This window comes from Inquilinus ginsengisoli (assembly GCF_050434925.1).
GTDB classification, from domain to species: Bacteria; Pseudomonadota; Alphaproteobacteria; order DSM-16000; family Inquilinaceae; genus Inquilinus; species Inquilinus ginsengisoli_B.
In genome coordinates, this window is record NZ_JBNDJK010000001.1 from 5,464,430 (window position 1) to 5,482,688 (window position 18,259).

The 18,259-nt window shown below is 70.0% G+C and carries 20 protein-coding genes; 17 read left to right on the forward strand and 3 right to left on the reverse strand.

What is annotated here, in order from left to right; translation table 11 throughout:
* The first annotated feature begins 56 nt into the window (after positions 1–56).
* Positions 57–1,640, forward strand: a complete 1,584-nt coding sequence (gene thiP, locus QFZ27_RS25990; RefSeq protein ID WP_429229361.1) for a thiamine/thiamine pyrophosphate ABC transporter permease — start codon at positions 57–59, stop codon at positions 1,638–1,640.
* Complete coding sequence (gene thiQ, locus QFZ27_RS25995) at positions 1,621–2,346, forward strand: thiamine ABC transporter ATP-binding protein (protein WP_429229362.1); 726 nt, start codon at positions 1,621–1,623, stop codon at positions 2,344–2,346. Before thiP ends, thiQ begins: the two co-directional genes overlap by 20 nt.
* 142 nt (positions 2,347–2,488) lie before the next feature.
* Here thiQ and QFZ27_RS26000 read toward each other — a convergent pair whose 3' ends face one another.
* A complete protein-coding gene (locus tag QFZ27_RS26000) occupies positions 2,489–3,874 on the reverse strand; it encodes a sodium:proton antiporter (RefSeq protein WP_429229363.1) in 1,386 nt (461 codons plus the stop codon).
* A 246-nt stretch (positions 3,875–4,120) separates the two neighbouring features.
* Here QFZ27_RS26000 and QFZ27_RS26005 point away from each other — a divergent pair, with 246 nt between their 5' ends.
* The 7 genes from QFZ27_RS26005 to QFZ27_RS26035 all read left to right on the forward strand — a co-directional run bounded on the left by QFZ27_RS26005 (position 4,121) and on the right by QFZ27_RS26035 (position 10,691).
* Entirely contained in the window at positions 4,121–4,915 is a 795-nt protein-coding gene (locus QFZ27_RS26005) for an SRPBCC family protein (protein ID WP_429229364.1), read from the forward strand.
* Between the two features lie 159 nt (positions 4,916–5,074).
* Positions 5,075–5,566: a (2Fe-2S)-binding protein gene (locus tag QFZ27_RS26010; protein WP_429229365.1), complete on the forward strand. Its 492-nt coding sequence runs from the start codon at positions 5,075–5,077 to the stop codon at positions 5,564–5,566.
* 13 nt (positions 5,567–5,579) lie between these two features.
* Positions 5,580–7,940, forward strand: coding sequence for a xanthine dehydrogenase family protein molybdopterin-binding subunit (locus QFZ27_RS26015; protein ID WP_429229366.1), 2,361 nt, complete (start codon positions 5,580–5,582; stop codon positions 7,938–7,940).
* A 13-nt stretch (positions 7,941–7,953) separates the two neighbouring features.
* The gene (locus QFZ27_RS26020; protein ID WP_429229367.1) at positions 7,954–8,751 is read left to right on the forward strand and encodes an FAD binding domain-containing protein; all 798 of its coding nucleotides are present in this window, start codon (positions 7,954–7,956) and stop codon (positions 8,749–8,751) included.
* A gap of 132 nt (positions 8,752–8,883) precedes the next feature.
* On the forward strand, positions 8,884–9,129 hold the full coding sequence (locus QFZ27_RS26025; RefSeq protein ID WP_429229368.1) for a type II toxin-antitoxin system ParD family antitoxin: 246 nt from the start codon (positions 8,884–8,886) through the stop codon (positions 9,127–9,129).
* On the forward strand, positions 9,116–9,433 hold the full coding sequence (locus QFZ27_RS26030; protein ID WP_429229369.1) for a type II toxin-antitoxin system RelE/ParE family toxin: 318 nt from the start codon (positions 9,116–9,118) through the stop codon (positions 9,431–9,433). The genes QFZ27_RS26025 and QFZ27_RS26030 overlap by 14 nt, the downstream gene beginning before the upstream one ends.
* A 49-nt stretch (positions 9,434–9,482) precedes the next feature.
* Positions 9,483–10,691, forward strand: a complete 1,209-nt coding sequence (locus tag QFZ27_RS26035) for an adenylate/guanylate cyclase domain-containing protein (RefSeq protein WP_429229370.1) — start codon at positions 9,483–9,485, stop codon at positions 10,689–10,691.
* 6 nt (positions 10,692–10,697) lie between these two features.
* On the opposite strand, the gene QFZ27_RS26040 is transcribed toward QFZ27_RS26035, so the two are convergent.
* Positions 10,698–11,435, reverse strand: coding sequence for an SDR family NAD(P)-dependent oxidoreductase (locus QFZ27_RS26040; RefSeq protein WP_429229371.1), 738 nt, complete (start codon positions 11,433–11,435; stop codon positions 10,698–10,700).
* Between the two features lie 27 nt (positions 11,436–11,462).
* Complete coding sequence (locus tag QFZ27_RS26045; protein WP_429229372.1) at positions 11,463–11,708, reverse strand: hypothetical protein; 246 nt, start codon at positions 11,706–11,708, stop codon at positions 11,463–11,465.
* Positions 11,709–11,770: 62 nt separating this feature from the next.
* Between QFZ27_RS26045 and QFZ27_RS26050 the strand changes: the two genes are divergently transcribed.
* Genes QFZ27_RS26050 through QFZ27_RS26085 form a run of 8 tightly spaced genes read left to right on the forward strand, consistent with a single transcriptional unit; the run spans position 11,771 to position 18,223 of the window.
* The gene (locus tag QFZ27_RS26050) at positions 11,771–12,709 is read left to right on the forward strand and encodes an AAA family ATPase (RefSeq protein ID WP_429229373.1); all 939 of its coding nucleotides are present in this window, start codon (positions 11,771–11,773) and stop codon (positions 12,707–12,709) included.
* Positions 12,710–12,740: 31 nt separating this feature from the next.
* Complete coding sequence (locus tag QFZ27_RS26055; RefSeq protein WP_429229374.1) at positions 12,741–13,289, forward strand: YcxB family protein; 549 nt, start codon at positions 12,741–12,743, stop codon at positions 13,287–13,289.
* Positions 13,290–13,336: 47 nt separating this feature from the next.
* Positions 13,337–13,897, forward strand: coding sequence for a GNAT family N-acetyltransferase (locus tag QFZ27_RS26060; RefSeq protein WP_429229375.1), 561 nt, complete (start codon positions 13,337–13,339; stop codon positions 13,895–13,897).
* On the forward strand, positions 13,887–15,143 hold the full coding sequence (locus QFZ27_RS26065; RefSeq protein ID WP_429229376.1) for a vWA domain-containing protein: 1,257 nt from the start codon (positions 13,887–13,889) through the stop codon (positions 15,141–15,143). Before QFZ27_RS26060 ends, QFZ27_RS26065 begins: the two co-directional genes overlap by 11 nt.
* Positions 15,140–15,460 carry an XdhC family protein gene (locus tag QFZ27_RS26070; protein ID WP_429229377.1) on the forward strand — a complete coding sequence of 107 codons (321 nt, stop codon included), beginning with the start codon at positions 15,140–15,142 and terminating at the stop codon, positions 15,458–15,460. Before QFZ27_RS26065 ends, QFZ27_RS26070 begins: the two co-directional genes overlap by 4 nt.
* Positions 15,457–16,167: an XdhC family protein gene (locus tag QFZ27_RS26075; RefSeq protein ID WP_429229378.1), complete on the forward strand. Its 711-nt coding sequence runs from the start codon at positions 15,457–15,459 to the stop codon at positions 16,165–16,167. Before QFZ27_RS26070 ends, QFZ27_RS26075 begins: the two co-directional genes overlap by 4 nt.
* Positions 16,164–17,810: an NTP transferase domain-containing protein gene (locus tag QFZ27_RS26080; RefSeq protein WP_429229379.1), complete on the forward strand. Its 1,647-nt coding sequence runs from the start codon at positions 16,164–16,166 to the stop codon at positions 17,808–17,810. Before QFZ27_RS26075 ends, QFZ27_RS26080 begins: the two co-directional genes overlap by 4 nt.
* Positions 17,807–18,223 (forward strand): iron-sulfur cluster assembly scaffold protein, encoded by a 417-nt coding sequence (locus tag QFZ27_RS26085; protein WP_429229380.1) that lies wholly within the window; start codon positions 17,807–17,809, stop codon positions 18,221–18,223. The genes QFZ27_RS26080 and QFZ27_RS26085 overlap by 4 nt, the downstream gene beginning before the upstream one ends.
* Positions 18,224–18,259 lie beyond the last annotated feature (36 nt).

The following is an 18,259-nucleotide window of genomic DNA, read 5'->3' on the forward strand; positions in this document are numbered from 1 at the left end:
ATCGCGGAGCGATTTCGGGTGAGGGGGAAGCCGGACGTGTCCGCCGTTCCATCCCGATGCCCTCCCTCCCCGGCCTGCTCGCTCTGCTCGCCATCCTGGCGCTGATCGGCACCGCGACAACGGGTCTCCTCCGCGCCGCCACCGATCTCGACCTGCTCTCCGCCTGGGCCGATCCCTACCTCTGGTCGGTGCTGCGCTTCACCGCGCTGCAGGCCGGGCTGTCGGCGCTGATCAGCGTCGCCATCGCCATCCCGGTCGCCCGCGCCCTGTCGCGCCGCCGCTTTCCCGGCCGCACCCTGCTGCTGCGCCTGTTCGGCCTGCCGATGATCGTGCCGGCGGTGGCCGGTGCCTTCGGCATCCTGACCGTGTTCGGCCGCTCCGGCCTGCTGGCCGACCTGTTCGCAGCGCTGGGGTTGCCGATCCGGCCCAACATCTACGGCCTGACCGGCATCCTGCTGGCCCATGTGTTCTTCAACATGCCCTTCGCCGTGCGCGTGCTGCTGGCGGCCTGGGGCACGATCCCGGCCGAGAGCTGGCGCCTGGCGTCGATGCTGGGGCTGCGCGGCGCCGACCTGTTCCGACTGGTGGAATGGCCGATGCTGCGGCGCCAGCTGCCCGGCCTCGCCGCCCTGGTCTTCCTGCTGTGCTTCACCAGCTTCGCCGTGGTCCTGACGCTCGGCGGCGGCCCGGCCTCGGCCACCATCGAGATCGCGATCTACCAGGCGCTTCGCTTCGACTTCGATCCCGGCCGCGCCGTCGCCCTGTCGCTGCTGCAGGTCGCGCTGTGCGCCCTGCTGGTGCTGGCGGCGATGCGGCTGACCGGCCGGGTCGCCGACGGGGGCGGAATCGGCCGCCCGGTGCTGCGCGACGATGGACACACGGCAGCGGCCCGAGTGATCGACACCGTCGCGCTGGTCCTGGCCGCCGGCTTCGTGCTGATGCCGCTGGTCGCGATCCTGGTCGAAGGGCTGGGCGGCATCGGCAAGCCGATCCTGTTCAGCCCGGCCTTGTGGCATGCCGCCGGGCGCAGCCTGGCCGTCGCGCTCGGCGCCGCCACCCTCGCTTTGGTGCTGGGCTGGGCGCTGGCGCACAGCATCGCCGTGCTGCGCATCGGCCGCCGGCGGCGACGTCTGGCCCGGCTGTTCGAGCTCAGCGGCACGGTGGTGCTGGTGGTGCCGCCGCTGGCGCTCGGCGCCGGCCTGTTCGTCATGCTGCTCGGCACCGCCGACCTGCGGCGCTGGGCGCTGCCGATCGTCGCCATGGTCAACGCGCTGATGGCCCTGCCCTTCGTGCTGCGCCTGCTGGTCGGCGCCGCCGAGCTGGCGCAACATCGGCACGGCAGGCTGGCCGACAGCCTGGGCCTGTCCGGCTGGGCCCGGCTCAGGCTGGTGGAATGGCCGCTGCTGCGCCGGCCGGCCGGCTTCGCCCTGGCGATCGCGGCGGGCCTGGCCTTCGGCGACCTCGGCGCCGCCGCTTTGTTCGGCGGCGACGGCAACCAGACCCTGCCGGTGCTGGTGGCGCAGCTGCTCGGCGCCTATCGGCTGCAGGAGGCGTCGACCGTCGTGCTGCTGCTGGTGCTGATGGGGCTGGCCCTGTTCGGCCTGATCGAGAGGATCTTCGGTGGCCACACGCGCGATTGAGATCGAGGCCCTGGCCTATCGCTACGAGGCGATGGCGATGCGCTTCGACCTGACGATCGAGGCCGGCGCCTTCGTCGTGCTGTTCGGGCCCAGCGGCGCCGGCAAGAGCACGCTCCTGAACCTGATCGCCGGCTTCGAGGCGCCGCTGTCCGGCAGCCTGCGCCTGCTCGGGCGCGACGTGCTGGGCCTGCCGCCGGCGGCGCGGCCGGTCACCACCCTGTTCCAGGACCACAACCTGTTCCCGCACCTGACGGCGGCGAAGAACGTGGCGCTGGGGCTGCATCCCGGCAGGCTGAGCCCAGCCGAGGCGGCACAGGTGGCGGAGGCGCTGGCCCATGTCGACCTGGAGGGGCTGGAGGCGCGCCGGCCGGCCGAGCTGTCCGGCGGCGAGCGCCAGCGCGTCGCTTTGGCCCGCAGCCTGGTGCGCGACCGCCCCATCCTGCTGCTGGACGAGCCCTTCGCCGCGCTGGGCCCGGCACAGCGGCGCGAGATGGTGCAGCTGGTCGACCGGCTGCGGCACGAGCGCGGCCTGACCGTGCTGATGGTCAGCCACCAGCTCGATGCCTTGCCGGGCATCGACGTGCAGGCCGCCTTCATCGAGGACGGCCGCATCGCCGCCACCGGCCCGGCGACCGAGCTGCTGACTCGCCCGCCGCTGCCGGAAATCGCCGACTATCTCGGCTATGTCGGGCCGGCGGGTGATTGAGAGCCTCAATCCCTCCTGTCATTGCCGGGCTTGACCCGGCAATCCCAGGGGCCACCAAGAGCCGCTCTGGTTGCCCCTGGATCCTCGGGTCAAGCCCGAGGATGACAGTTGGGGAACGGAGTGGCGTCCTGCCCTATCCCCTTTACGGCTCGGTGTAGAACAGCAGCGACACCAGCACGAACAGCGGCAGCAGGATGCCGCAGGACCAGAGCATGTAGCCGAAGAAGCTGGGCATCGGCACCCCGCGATCCTGCGCGATCGAGCGCACCATGAAGTTCGGGGCGTTGCCGATATAGGTGTTGGCGCCCATGAACACCGCGCCGGCGGAGATGGCGCCGAGCGTCGTCGCCCATGTGCCCATCAGGTGCTGCGGGTCGGCCCCGGCCATGTTGAAGAAGACGAGATAGGTCGGCGCGTTGTCGAGGAAGCTGGACAGCAAGCCGGTCAGCCAGAAATAGGCCAGGTTGTTCGGCTCGCCGTTGCCGCCGACGAGATCGACCAGATCGGACAGCGCACCGTCGCGGCCGGCGCGCAGGATCGCGATCGCCGGCACGATGGTGACGAAGATCGCGGCGAACAGCTTGCCGACCTCGACGATCGGGAACCAGTTGAAGTCGTTCAGCCGCCGGCTTTCCTGCGACGTCAGCACCCAGGAGAGGCCGATGATGGCGAGCAGCAGCAGATCGCGGGCCAGGTTCTCCAGCGCCACCGGCACGTGATGGACGGTCAGCGTCACGCCCGGCCGCCAGACTCCGCTCAACAGCACCGCGACGACGACCCCGACCAGCAGCAGCAGGTTGATGCCGCCTTCGAGACCGAGGGGCACACGCGGCTCCGCCGGCACTTCGCGCAGCCTGTGCTCGCGTCGGAACAGCACCGTGTCGAGGATGGCGTACAGCACCAGCAGGATCACCGAGCAGAGCAGCATCGGCAGCAGCAGGTGCTGGGTCGGCCAGAAGAACGACACGCCCTGCAGGAAGCCGAGGAACAGCGGCGGGTCGCCCAGCGGCGTCAGGGCGCCGCCGATATTGCCGACCAGGAAGATGAAGAACACCACCGTGTGGACGCGATAGCGCCGGTTCTCATTGGCGCGCAGCAGCGGCCGGATCAGCAGCATGCAGGCGCCGGTGGTGCCCATCCAGCTGGCGATGGCAGTGCCGACGAACAGGATGCCGAGATTGACCGCCGGCGTGCCGACCAGCGTGCCCTTCAGCCGCACCCCGCCGGCGACGACGAACAGCGCCGCCAGCAGGATGATGAAGGGCAGGTATTCGGTCAGCGCCACCGTCAGTACCTCGTACAGGGCGAGGTCGGCGCCGTGGATCGCGGCGAAGGGCACCAGGAAGGCCAGGCCCCAGAAGGCGGCGACCTTGCCGAAATGGTGATGCCAGAACTGCGGCCGGACCAGCGGGAACAGCGCGATCGACAGCAGGATGCCGATGAAGGGGATGATCCAGGCCAGGCCGAGCTGCGATCCGTCGAGATGCGGTGCCCCCTCGGTGGCGGCCCGGGCCGGTGCGATCGACATAAGGGCTATCGCTCCCGCCGCGGCTCCCAGGCAGCGGCGGGCATGTCGAGACGCCGGCATGAACATCCCTTCTGGCTTCGATTTTCGAGCGGCCGGAGTATGGCGACGAAGGCTGGAGCAGCCAACCTTTTCCGGGCCGCGCGAGCATGCTTTGCCTGACACACCAAGGTAGGGTTGTCGCGGCCGGTGGGCCGCACTAGCTTCGACAGGACGGAGCCGACCGGCTCGGGACGAAGGGATCGTGCCATGGAGATGACGGGCGAGCATCGGATCGCGGCGCCGCGATCGGTGGTCTGGGAGGGGTTGAACGACCCGGAGGTGCTTCGCCGGTCGATTCCCGGCTGCGATACCCTCGAGAAAACCTCGCCGACCGAGATGACGGCGACCGTCACCGCCAAGGTCGGGCCGGTCAAGGCCAGCTTCGGCGGCCAGGTCACCCTGTCCAACCTGAACCCGCCCGAGAGCTACACCATCTCCGGCGAGGGCAAGGGTGGCGCGGCCGGATTCGCCAAAGGCGGCGCCGACGTCAAGCTGGTCGAGGATGGTGACGGTACCCTGCTGCACTACGCGGTGAAGGCCAATATCGGCGGCAAGCTGGCGCAGCTCGGCGCCCGGCTGATCGACGGCACCGCCAGGAAGATGGCCGACGACTTCTTCACCCGCTTCGCCGCCGAGATGGAGCAGCGCGCCGCCGCGGCCCCCGCACCGGCTCCGACTCCGGCCGCCGAGCCCGTGGCGCCCGCGCCGGCTGCGGCCGAGATCCCGATTCCGATTCCCGTCCCGGCCGAGACGGTGGTAACGCCGCCGAGCCCGGCCGATGCCCCGAGCTTCGCCACCGCCGAGCCGATTCCCGCGCCCCAGCCGGTGCCCGCGGCCGGGCCGGCGCCCGCCGCTGCGCCGGCACCAAAGCCCGCGGTCGCCGCCCCGCCCCGTCCCGTCCCGCCGCCGGCGGCCGAACCGAGCCGCGGAGGCCTGAGCCCGGCGGTCTGGATCACCGCCCTGGTCGTGATCGTGCTGGTGCTGCTGTACCTGTATTTGTGACTGCGTTTGTAGCGCAGGCGGAACGGGTCCTTCGGCCGGCTTGACCGAACGTCGGACGAAACCTAGCCTTCGCTTCGGATGGCTCGATCGGGCACCGTAAACGGCGAGCAACGGCCGTGGCCGGGCCTGGCGGCCGATACGCCAGCTTGGGAGGATTCCATGACCACCACCGTGACCCTGACGGTGAACGGGAGGTCGGTGACGCGGCAGGTCGAACCGCGCACACTGCTCGTACAGCTTCTGCGCGAACACCTGCAGCTGACCGGGACGCATGTCGGCTGCGACACCAGCCAGTGCGGCGCCTGCGTCGTCCATGTCGACGGCCGGTCGGTCAAGTCCTGCACCATGCTGGCCGTCCAGGCCGAGGGCAGCGCGGTGACCACGATCGAGGGTCTCGCCGCGGCCGACGGCACGCTGCACCCGATGCAGGAGGCCTTCCGCGAGAATCACGCCCTGCAATGCGGCTTCTGCACGCCCGGCATGGTGATGAGCGCGGTCGACCTGCTGCAGAACAACCCGAATCCGACCGAGCACGAGGTCCGTGACTGGCTGGAAGGCAACATCTGCCGTTGCACCGGCTACCACAACATCGTCAAGGCCGTCCTCGACTGCGCCGCCAGATCCGGCGGCCAGCGCGTCGCAGCAGAATGAGGGGGGCGCAGTCATGGCACATGACGGCATCGGCGCCCCGCTGCGCCGCAAGGAGGATTATCGTTTCCTGACCGGCAACGGTCACTACACTGACGATATCGATCGCCCCGGCCAGGCCCATGCCTATTTCCTGCGCTCGCCGGTGGCGCATGCCAGGATCCGCGGCATCGACACCAGCGCGGCCGCGGCGGCGCCCGGCGTCATCGCCGTGTTCACCGGCGACGACCTGGCGAAGGACAAGATCGGCGGGCTGATCTGCGGCTGGCTGGTCAAGTCGAAGAATGGCGAGCCGATGAAGGCCGGGCCGCACCCGGCCCTGGCCCAGGGCAAGGTCCGCTATGTCGGCGACCATGTCGCGGTGGTGATCGCCGAGACCCGCGACCAGGCCAAGGACGCGGCCGAGAAGATCAATGTCGACTATGAGGAGCTGCCGGCCGTCGTCGCCACCGACAGCGCCCGCAGCGCCGCCTCCCTGGTGCATGACGACATCCCGGGCAACACGGTCTATGAGTGGGAGCTGGGCAACAAGGCCGATGTCGAGGCCGCCTTCGCCCGCGCCGCCCATGTCACCAAGCTGGACCTTCAGAACAACCGGCTGATCCCGAACGCGATGGAGCCGCGGGCGGCGATCGGCGAATACGACCGGGGCTCGGACAGCTTCACCCTCTACACCACCAGCCAGAACCCGCATGTGGCCCGGCTGGTGCTGTCCGCCTTCATCGGCATCGCGCCGGAGCACAAGCTGCGGGTGATCGCGCCGGATGTCGGCGGCGGCTTCGGCTCGAAGATCTTCATCTATGCCGAGGAGACCGTCTGCGTCTGGGCGGCGAAGAAGGTCCGCCGGCCGGTGAAATGGACGGCCGAGCGCGGCGAGAGCTTCCTGGCCGACGCGCATGGCCGCGACCACGTCACCCATGCCGAGCTGGCGATGGACCAGGACGGCAAGTTCCTGGCCCTGCGCGTCCACACCACGGCCAATCTCGGCGCCTATCTCTCGACCTTCGCCAGCTGCGTGCCGACCTTCCTCTACGCGCCGCTGCTGTCGGGGCAATACGCCATCCCGGCGATCTATTGCGAGGTCGACGGGGTCTACACCAACACCGCTCCGGTCGATGCCTACCGCGGCGCCGGGCGGCCGGAGGCGACCTACGTCATCGAGCACATCGTCGAGCTGGCGGCGCGCGAGCTGAAGCTGGACCCGGCGGAGCTGCGCCGCCGCAACTTCGTCCAGCCGACCCAGTACCCGTACCAGACGCCGGTGATCATGACCTATGATTGCGGCGACTATCCGAAGGCGCTGGACGAGGCGCTGAAGCTGGCCGACTACGCCGGCTTCCCGGCCCGCAAGGCCGACAGCCAAAGCCGCGGCAAGCTGCGCGGCATCGGCTTCTCCAGCTACATCGAGGCCTGCGGCATCGCGCCGTCGGCCGCGGTGGGATCCCTCGGCGCCGGCGTCGGCCTCTGGGAATCGGCGAAGATCCGGTTCAACCCGACCGGCAACGTCACCGTCCACACCGGCAGCCACAGCCACGGCCAGGGTCACGAAACGACCTTCGCCCAGCTGATGTCGAGCTATCTCGGCGTGCCGGCCGACCAGGTCGAGGTCGTGCATGGCGACACCGACAAGACGCCCTTCGGCATGGGCACCTACGGCTCGCGCTCGCTGGCCGTCGGCGGCTCCGCCATCTTCAAGGCGGCGGAGAAGATCATCGCCAAGGGCAAGAAGATCGCCGCCCACCAGCTCGAGGCGGCCGAGGCCGACATCGAGTTCAAGGACGGCAAATTCACCGTCGCCGGCACCGACCGGGCCAAGACGATCCAGGAGGTCGCCTTCGCCGCCTATGTCCCGCACAACTATCCCGCAGGGGTGGAGCCGGGGCTGGAGGAGAGCGCCTTCTACGACCCGATCAACTTCACCTTCCCGGCCGGCACCCAGATCTGCGAGGTCGAGATCGACCCCGACACCGGCATCGTCACCATCGCCAACTATTCGGCAGTCGACGATTTCGGGCGGGTGATCAACCCGATGATCGTCGAGGGCCAGGTGCATGGCGGCGTCGCCCAGGGCCTGGGCCAGGCGATGCTCGAGAACTGCGCCTATGATCCGGAGACCGGGCAGCTGCTGACCGGCTCCTTCATGGATTACTGCATGCCGCGGGCGGACGATCTGCCCAGCTTCAACGTCGGCATGATCGAGACCATCAACCCCTCCAACCCGCTCGGGGTGAAGGGCTGCGGCGAGGCCGGGGCGATCGCGGCGCCGGCGGCGCTGATGAACGCGATCACCGACGCGATCGGCCGCGACATGAACATGCCGGCGACGCCGGAGCGGGTGTGGCGGGCGATCCACACACCCGCTCTGGCGGCCGAGTGAGGAGATAACGACGATGTATGCCTTCAATTATCAAAAGGCCTCCTCCGCGGCCGACGCGGTGGCCAAGCTGACCGCCGCCTCCGACGGCAAGTTCCTGGCCGGCGGCATGACCCTGATCCCGACGCTGAAGCAGCGCCTGGCCTCGCCCTCCGACGTCGTCGACCTCGGCGGGGCGGCCGAGCTGAAGGGGATCAAGGAGGAGAATGGCGGCCTGACCATCGGCGCCATGACCACCCATGCGGCGGTCGCGGCCTCCGACGTGGTGCAGCGGGTGATCCCCGCCCTCGCCGCCCTGGCCGGCGACATCGGCGACGCCCAGGTCCGCAACCGCGGCACCCTCGGCGGCTCGGTCGCCAACAACGACCCGAGCGCCGATTATCCCGCGGCGGTGCTGGCGCTCGGCGCCACCGTGCGTACCACCAAGCGCGAGATCGCGGCCGACGACTACTTCCAGGGGATGTTCACCACCGCCCTGGAGGAAGACGAGCTGATCACCGCGGTCCACTTCCCGAAGCCGGAGAAGGCGGCCTACATCAAGTTCGACAACCCGGCCAGCCGCTATGCCATGGTCGGGGTGTTCGTGGCCAGGACCGCCGGCGGCATCCGCGTCGCGGTTACCGGCGCGGGCTCGGACGGCGCGTTCCGCTGGGCCGAGGCCGAGCAGGCGCTGGCCGGCAATTTCTCCGCCGCGGCGCTGGACGGGCTGTCGGTCGATCCCGGCGGCATGAACGGCGACATCCACGGCTCGGCCGAATACCGGGCCCATCTGGTCAAGGTGATGGCCAAGCGGGCGGTCCAGGCCGCCGGCTGATCCTCCTGTTCCCGATGGACGGCCTGTCTCCGGGAGACGGGGCAGGCCGTTGCCATGAAGGCATGACAATGTTTGCCATGACTGTTGGCAGAGAATGCCATATCCTGACCGAGCCAACGGAAGAGGACAGCCATGGCCACAATGAATGTCTCCCTGCCTGACGCCTTGAAGATCTGGGCGGAGAGGCAAGCCGACGGCGGGCGCTACGGGAATGTCAGCGACTACATCCGGGACCTGATCCGCAAGGATCAGGAGCGGACCGAAGCGATCGCCACCTTGCAGGCCGCCATCACGGAAGGCGTTGAAAGCGGGGAACCGGAGCCCTTCGACGCCGCTGCATTCAAGCATCGGATGCGCCGACAGCATGCCGGCGGGTGAGGCCCGGTATCGGCTGAGTCCGATCGCTCTGGCCGACCTTGATGATATCTGGCGATACTCGGCCGAGACTTGGTCCGTCGCGCAGGCCGATCGCTACCTGGACGAACTCGTTCGCGTCTTCGAGATGATCGCCGCCATGCCGACCCTGGCACGCGAGCATCGCGAGTTCGACCCGCCGGTGCGGATTCATGTCTATCGGAGCCACCTGGTCATCTACACGCACACCGGCGACCACGTCGCCATCCTGCGCCTGCTCGGCGGCCGGCAGGATTGGATCGCCGTCCTGAAAGCAGCGGACATCTGAGCCCCTCTGCCCCCTTCCCGAAACCTGGCCCATATTCCATCCTGGGACCATGCTCGATCCCGACGAGATCATCTGCTGGCTGCTCGGGCCGGCGCGCGCCCTGCCCTCGCCGGCCCCGGTGCTGCAGGAGCTGGCCCAGCGCCTGGTCCGGGCCGGGTTCCCGCTGTGGCGGCTGAGCTTCCTCCTGCCGCAATTCCACCCCCTGATCAGCTCGGCGGCCTATGAATGGCGGCCGGCGTTGGGCCAGGTGCGCGAGACCCGGTTCGAGCGCGAGCGGGCGGACGGTCCGATCTATCACAACAGCCCGATGGGGCTACTGCACCGCACCGGCCGGATGGTGCGCCGGCGGCTGGTCGGCCCCGAGGCGGATCTGGAATTCCCGCTGCTGCAGGAGCTGCACGACCAGGGCGCGGCGGACTATGTGCTGATGCCGATGCGCTTCGGCACCGACGAGCCGCGGACCACCGGCTTCAGCATGGTCTCGGACCATCCGGACGGTTTCTCGGCCGACCAGATCGCCTCGGTGCAGCGCATCCTGCCCGCGCTCGGCGCCGTCTGCGAGATCATGGTCGACCGGCAGAAGATGGCCCACCTGCTCGAGACCTATGTCGGGCGCGAAGCCAGCCGGCGGATCCTGGAGGGCGAGGTCGTCCGTGGCGGCGCCAGGTCGCTGGAGGCCGTGATCCTGTTCTGCGACATGCGCGGCTTCACCGCCCGGGCCGAGGCGACACCGCGCGACGCCCTGCTGCAGCTGATGAACGAGTACTTCACCATCGTCGTCGGCGCGGTGCACGGCGCCGGCGGCGAGGTGCTGAAGTTCATGGGTGACGGCATCCTGGCGATCTTCCGCCTCGGCGACGACGAGGCGGCGGAGGAGGCCTGCGCCCGCGGCCTGATCGGCGCGCTGGACGCCTTCGCCGGCCTCGATGCCATGAACGACCGCCGCCGCGCCGAAGGGCTGGACGAGATCCAGGCCGGGATCGCGCTGCATGTCGGCGAAGTGATCTTCGGCAATATCGGCGCGCCCGACCGGCTCGACTTCACCGTTGTCGGGCCGGAGGTGAACCGCGCGGCCCGGATCGAGCAGATGACCAAGCTGATCGGCCGGCGCATCCTGACCTCGGCCCGCTTCGCCGAGTTGAGCCCGGTGCGCCTGGTCTCCTGCGGCACCCGCCGCCTGCGCGGCGTGCCCCAGCCGCAGGAGCTGTTCACCCCGGCCGCCGAGCTGCGCGGCGAGACGATCCCGAACGCGGCTTAGCCCGCCTCAGGAGAACAGCGAGCCGCCATTGACCGCGACCGTCTGGCCGGTGATGTAGCCGTTGTCGACCAGCAGCATGACCGCCCGGGCGATCTCGTCCGCCGTGCCGCTGCGCCCGACCGGGATGCGGGCGGCGACGCCCGCCTCGATCAGCGGCTGGCCCATCTCCGTGTCGACCAAGCCCGGCGCCACGGCGTTGACCGTCACGCCTTCCGGCGCCAGCCGCAGGGCATAGCCGCGCGTCAGGCCTTCGAGGCCGGCCTTGGCGGCGGCATAGGCGATGCTGACCGAGCCGGAGCCGATGCGGGCCCCAATGGACGAGATGTTGACGATCCGGCCCCAGCGCCGCGCCCGCATACCCGGCAGGACGGCCTGGGTGCAGAGAAAGGCGGATTTCAGATTGACCGCGATGGAACGGTCGAAGTCCTCCTCGGTGATGTCATCGAGGCCGCGCACCGCCGCCATGCCGGCATTGTTGACCAGGATGTCGATCGGGCCGAGGTGGTCCTCCACGTCGCGGACCATGCTCTGCACGGCGGCGTGAAGCGAGATATCGGTACCGAAAGCGGCAGCGCGGCCGCCGCCTTTGCGGATGGTTTCGGCGACCGCCTCCGCCTCTTCGGCGCGCTCGCGATAGTTCACGGCAACAGCCGCCCCCGCCTCGGCCAGCGCCAGGACGACCGCCTTGCCGATGCCGCGCGAGCCGCCGGTGACCAGGGCCACCCGGTTCTTCAAGTCGGTCATGCCGCTTCCTATCGGACCGCGTTCTGTTCAGACTTCGATGGGGCCCAGGCGCGTTTCGACCCGCTCGATCCGGTTGGACAGCCGGTCGACGCGGCCGGAGAGTTCGGCGATCCGAACGTGGACCTGGGCCATCTCGACATGCAACTGACCCATCTCGGTTTCCAGATTGCTCAGCCGGACCTTGATCTCACGGATATCCTCACGCATGGCGTCCTGCCCCGCGCGGATGTGGCGCAGGTGGTCCAGGATCAGGCTCTCCATGTTCTCGGTCATCGCTGCGATCGTAGCATCTTCGGCCGGAACGGCTATCCTGCCGGAAAATTGGGATTCGTCCGATGAACGCTCCGCCTGCCTCCGTCGAGGAGACCCTCGCCCTGTTGTCGCGCGGCGACTATGTCGCCGACCGCCCGCTGGCGACCGCGCTGTTCCTGGCCCTGCGGCTGAAACGGCCGCTGTTCCTGGAGGGCGAGGCCGGGGTCGGCAAGACCGAGATCGCCAAGGTGCTGGCCGCGACGCTGGGCCGCCGCCTGGTGCGGTTGCAATGCTACGAGGGCCTCGACATTGCCTCAGCGGTCTATGAGTGGAACTACCAGCGCCAGATGCTGGAGATCCGCCTGGCCGAGGCTGGCGGCGTGCAGGACCGCGACCAGTTGGCGAATGACATCTTCGCCGAGCGCTTCCTGATCCGCCGGCCGCTGCTGCAGGCGCTGGAGCCGGACGTGTCCGGCCCGGCCGTGCTGTTGATCGACGAGCTGGACCGCACCGACGAGCCGTTCGAGGCCTTCCTGCTGGAGGTGCTGTCCGACTTCCAGATCACGATCCCGGAGCTCGGCACCATCAAGGCGGCCGAGCCGCCGATCGTGATCGTCACCTCGAACCGCACCCGTGAGATCCATGACGCGCTGAAGCGCCGCTGCTTCTACCACTGGGTCGACTACCCGAATGCCGAGCGCGAGCGCGCCATCCTGCACGCCAAGGCGCCGGGCACGCCGGAGGCGCTGAGCGCCCAGATCGTCGCCTTCGTGCAGAAGCTGCGCCGCCTGGACCTGTTCAAGCACCCCGGCGTGGCCGAGACGCTGGACTGGGCCCAGGCGCTGACCGAGCTGGACGTGCTGGAGCTCGACCCCGACGTGGTGCGCGACACGCTCGGCACCATCCTGAAGTACCAGGACGACATCGAGCGCATCCAGGGCGCCGAGGCGGCGCGGCTTTTGTCCGAGATGCGGGCGGAGATCAACGCCGCGGCTGCTGCCGCGGTGACCATGCCGGTGTAGATCTTGGCGCCACGTGCGAGAGCAAGCAGCAATGGACACGGAAACATCAGGGCAAGCGGCGTTTCAACTGAGCGAAGACGACCTGGTCGCGGCAGCGAGGCTGCACGGCTGGACCGCCATGAGCTCGAAGAAGATCATTGCACTGCTCGTGCTCGTCCTCATCGTGGTCATGGCGGTGATGTACAGCACCATGACCGGTTCCGGCCCGGCCCGGCCCGGCGATATCTGGTTCCTGGTCGCATTCGGCGTTGTGATCGCTCCGGCCATCTACGTGGCCGTGATTTATACCGTGCTGCCGCAATCCGCCCGGCGCGCATACCGCCAGCAGAAGTCATTGCACGAGACCATGCACGCCAAGTGGTCGCGAAGTGGCGTCGAGTGGCAGGCGGCAGACAGCCAATCGCAGACACCGTGGGGCCACTATGCGAAGTGGAACGAGGATAGCCGATTGTTCCTGCTCTACCAGTCCGATCAACTGTACCAGCTCCTGCCGAAGCGCGTTTTGTCCGAGGCCGATGCCAATACGATCCGTGATCATCTGACCGAAGCCAAGGTCTCTCGGTCTCGCCGTTTCGCGTAGTCATTGATGCTCATCCTGCACCGTTTCAGCTCAGTCGGGCGTTTTCAGTGACCGAATCTGCCTTCATCCCGATCCGGACCGACCGCCTGGTCCTGCGGCGCTTCGCGGCGCGGGATGCCGGGGCGTTCCGCGCCTACCGCGATGACCCCGAGGTCGCGCGCTGGCAGGGCTGGGACGGCTGCAGCCGGGAGGAGGCCGAGGCCTTCGTCGCTAGCATGGAAGCGGCCGCCTACGGCCTGCCCGGCCGGTGGTTCCAGGTCGCCGTGGCCGATCGGGCGGACGACCGGCTGCTCGGTGACATCGGAATCCATATCCTGGCCGGGGAGCCGCGGCTGGTGGAGCTGGGCGTCACCTTCGCCAGTGGCGCCCAGGGGCGCGGCCATGCCACCGAAGCGCTGGACGCCCTGATCCGACGTCTGTTCGCGGCGGAGGCCCGGCACCGGCTGCAGGCGTCGATCGATCCGCGCAACACCCGCTCGGTCGCCCTGTTCGAGCGGCTGGGCTTCCAGCGCGAGGCCCATTTCCGGCGCTCGGTCTGGGCCAGGGGCGAGTGGTGCGACGACGTCGTCTACGCCCTGCTTGCCGAGGAGCGGACCGGTGCCCCCTGATCCCGCCCCGGCCGAGCCGGGCCGCCTCGCCCTCAACGTCATGCAGTTCTGCCGTGCCTTGCGGGCCGCCGGCCTGCCGGTCGGGCCCGGCCGCACGCTGGCGGCGCTGGAGGCGCTGGAGACGGTCGGCGTCGCCACCCGGCAGGACGTCTACTGGGCGCTGCACGCCACGCTGGTGAACCGGCGCGACCAGCGCGAGATCTTCGACCAGGCCTTCCACCTGTTCTGGCGCAACCCGGACATGCTGAAGCGCGCCATGACGCTGATGCTGCCGCAGATCCGCACCGGCAGGGAAGAGGAGCGCGCGGTCAACCGCCGGGTCGCCGAGGCCTTCGCCGACCGCAAGCAGCCCGGCCGCGGCGAGGCGCCCGACGATGCCGAGGAGCCGCCGGAGCTGGAGGTCGATGCCAGCCTGACCTTCTCCGAGCGCGAGAAGCTGCAGCACAAGGATTTCGAGCAGATGAGCGCCGAGGAGCTGGCCCGCGCCCGGGCCGCCATCGCGCGCTTCCGCCTGCCGGTGCGCGACGTGCCGACCCGGCGCTATGCCCCGCACCACTCGGCGCCGCTGGTCGACATGCGCCAGACCCTGCGCCAGTCGCTGCGCGCCGGTGGCCATTCCATCGACCTGGCCCGGCGCATCCGCCGCAAACGGCCGCCGCCGCTGGTGGTGCTGTGCGACATCTCCGGCTCGATGAGCCAATATTCGCGCATGCTGCTGCATTTCCTGCATGCCGTGACGACCGAGCGCGACCGGGTGCACAGCTTCGTCTTCGGCACCCGGCTGACCAACATCACCCGGCAGCTGCGCCGCCGCGACGTCGACGACGCGCTCGACCGCGTCGGCCGGGCGGCGCAGGACTGGGGCGGCGGCACCCGCATCGGCGCCTGCCTGGCCGAGTTCAACCGGGTCTGGGGCCGCCGCGTGCTGGGCCAGGGCGCGGTGGTGATCCTGATCACCGACGGGCTCGACCGCGACGCCGGCGACCGGCTGGAGGACGAGATCGACCGGCTGCATCGCAGCAGCCGGCGGCTGATCTGGCTGAACCCCCTGTTGCGCTGGGACGGGTATGCGCCAAGATCTATGGGGGCGCGTGCCCTGATGCCGCATGTCGACGAGTTCCGACCGGTCCACAGCCTGGCCAGCCTGGCCGCGCTGGTGGATGTGCTGGCCGAGGACTCTGCGCGGGGTGACAGACGCATGGCCCGATGGCGGCGCCTCGCCGTCCAGCAGGAGATGGTGCAATGACCGATCATGACGATGTGCTGGCCCAGGCCTCGGCATGGGCCGCCGAAGGGCGCCCGGTGGCGCTGGCCACCGTGGTCTCGACCTGGGGCTCCTCGCCCCGCCCGGCCGGCAGCCAGCTGGTGATCGACGGCGACGGCCGGATGCAGGGCTCGGTGTCGGGCGGCTGCATCGAGGGCGCCGTGGTGCGCGAGGCGCTGGAGGTGATGGCGGACGGCAAGCCGCGGCTGCTCGATTTTGGCGTCACCGACGAGCAGGCCTGGGATGTCGGGCTGGCCTGCGGCGGCAAGGTCCAGGTCTTCGTCGAGCGGCTGTCGTGAAGCGCGAGATCCTCGACGCGCTGCAGGCCGCCCGGGCCGAGCACCGGACCGCGGCGCTGGTCACCGACCTGGCCGGCGGTACCCAGTCCCTGGTGGTCGACGGCGCGGTGACCGGCGACCTGCCGGTGGACACGGCGCTGCAGGGCGCCATCGAGGAGGCGCTTCGCCACAACCGCAGCCGCACGGCCGCGGACGGCAAGCTGTTCATCCAGACCTTCGTGCCGCCGCTGCGGCTGGCGATCATCGGCGCCGTCCACATTGCCCAGGCCCTGGCACCGATCGCGGCTCTGACCGGCTATGACGTCACCGTGATCGATCCACGCCGGGCCTTCGCTTCGGATGAGCGCTTCCCCGGCGTGAAGGTCAGCACCGAGTGGCCGGATGACGGCCTCGCGGCTCTCAAGCCGGACGGCCGCACCGCGGTCGTCACCCTGACCCACGACCCCAAGCTGGACGACCCGGCGCTCGACGTGGCGCTGCGCTCTCCCGCCTTCTACATCGCCGCCCTCGGCAGCCGTAAGACCCATGCCGGGCGGATCGAGCGGCTGACCGCGCGCGGCCACGGCGCCGACGCGCTGGCCCGAATTTACGGGCCGGCCGGCCTCGCTCTCGGCGCCGTGTCCCCGGCCGAGATCGCGATCTCGGTGATGGCGCAGATGACCGCGGTGCTGCACGGCGCCGAACCGCTCGGAAAGGCCCCCGCGTGATCTTCGGCTCCCTGCCTGTCGCCGAGGCCGCCGGCGCCATCCTGGCCCACACCGTCGCCGCCGCCGGAACGCTGTTCCGCAAGGGACGGCGGCTGAGCGCGGCCGACATCGCGGCGCTGCAGGCCGCCGGCGTCGCGGAGGTGCAGGCGGCGCGGCTGGAGCGCGGCGACATCCATGAGGACCAGGCGGCCGAGCGGGTGGCCGCCGCCGTGCAGGGGCCGGGGCTGAGCGCCAGCGCCGCCTTCACCGGCCGGGTCAATCTCTACGCCGAGGCGGCGGGCGTGGTCGTGATCGACCGCGAGCGGATCGACCGGCTGAACCGGCTCGACGAATCGATCACCATCGCCACCCTGCCGGAATGGGCCGAGGTCGCGCCGAAGCAGATGGTGGCGACGATCAAGATCATCCCCTTCGCCGCGCCGACCGACGCGGTGTCGCTGGTCGAGGTGATGTCGGTTCTGCCCGAACGCGGGCCGGCGCTGCGCCTGGCCCGTTACCGGCCGCTGAAGGTCGGGCTGATCCAGACGAAGCTGCCGACCACCAAGCCGAGCGTGCTGGACAAGACCGCCCAGGTGACGTCGGAGCGGCTGGCCAGGCTGGGCGGCACGCTGGCGCGCGAGCGCCGGTCGGACCACAAGGCCCCGGCACTGACCAGCGAGATCCGCATGGTGCAGAATCTCGGCCTGGACCTGCTGCTGATCGCCGGCGCCTCGGCGATCACCGACCGGCGCGACGTGCTGCCGGCGGCGATCGAGGCCTCTGGCGGCATCGTCGAGCATTTCGGCATGCCGGTCGATCCCGGCAACCTGATCCTGATGGGCCGCATCGGCGCCATGCCGGTGCTGGGCCTGCCCGGCTGCGCCCGCTCGCCCAAGCTGAACGGCTTCGACTGGGTGCTGCAGCGCATCGCGGCGGGGCTGACCGTCACCCGCCTCGACGTCATGGCGATGGGCGTCGGCGGCCTCCTTGCCGAAATCCCGAGCCGACCCCTGCCCCGCGACCGCGCAGCCGACGGCAACGGCATGCCGCATGCGCCGAATGTCGGCGTGGTGGTGCTGGCCGCCGGCCAGTCGCGCCGCATGGGCGAGCTGAACAAGCTGCTGGCCCCGGTCGAAGGCAAGCCGATGGTGGCGCACGCCGTCGACGCCGTGCTGGGGACCAAGGGCATCGGCCCGGTGGTCGTCGTCACCGGCCATGAGCGCGAGCAGGTCGAGGCGGCGCTGGCCGACCGGCCGGTCACCTTCACCGCCAACCCCCGCTATGCCGAGGGCCTCAGCACCTCGCTCGCCGCGGGCTTGGCGGCGCTGCCGCACGAGACCGACGCCGCGCTGGTCTGCCTCGGCGACATGCCGCGAATCAGCCCGAAGCTGATCGAGCGCCTGGTCGCCGCCTATGCGCCGACGGAGGGCCGCTCGATCGTGGTGCCGACCCATCAGGGCAAGCGCGGTAACCCGGTGCTGTGGGACCGCCGCTTCTTCCCCGCCATGGCGTCGGTCGCCGGCGATGTCGGCGCCCGCCACCTGATCGGCGAGCATGCGGACGAGGTGGTCGAGATCGAGGCCGGCGACACCGCCGTGCTGTTCGACGTCGACACGCCGGAGACGCTGTCGACCCTGACCGCCGCTAAGGTACCGACACGATGATCGATGCGCTCTACGACCAGGCGATCCTGCAGAAGGCGCGGGATGCGACCGGTGCCGGCCGGCTGCAAGAGCCGGATGGGTCGGCGATGATCGACAACCCGCTGTGCGGCGACCGGGTGACCATCGACCTGACCCTGGCCGACGGCAAGGTGGCGACGCTGGGCCACTTGGTGCGCGGCTGCGTTCTGTGCGAGGCGTCGGCGGCGCTGATCGCGGAAAAGGCGATCGGCCAGGCGCCGGCGGCACTGCGTGAGGCGGCGGCCGGGATCAAGCCGATGCTGCGCGAGGGCGCCGCCCCGCCCTGGCCGGAGCTGGAGATCTTCACCCCGGTCCGCGCCGTGCGCAGCCGGCACGACTGCGTCGAGCTGCCGTTCCGGGCCCTTGCCGCGGCGCTGGACAAGGCGGGCGCTTGACCCCGGACGGCGTCGGGCACACTTAGGTTTTCTCCG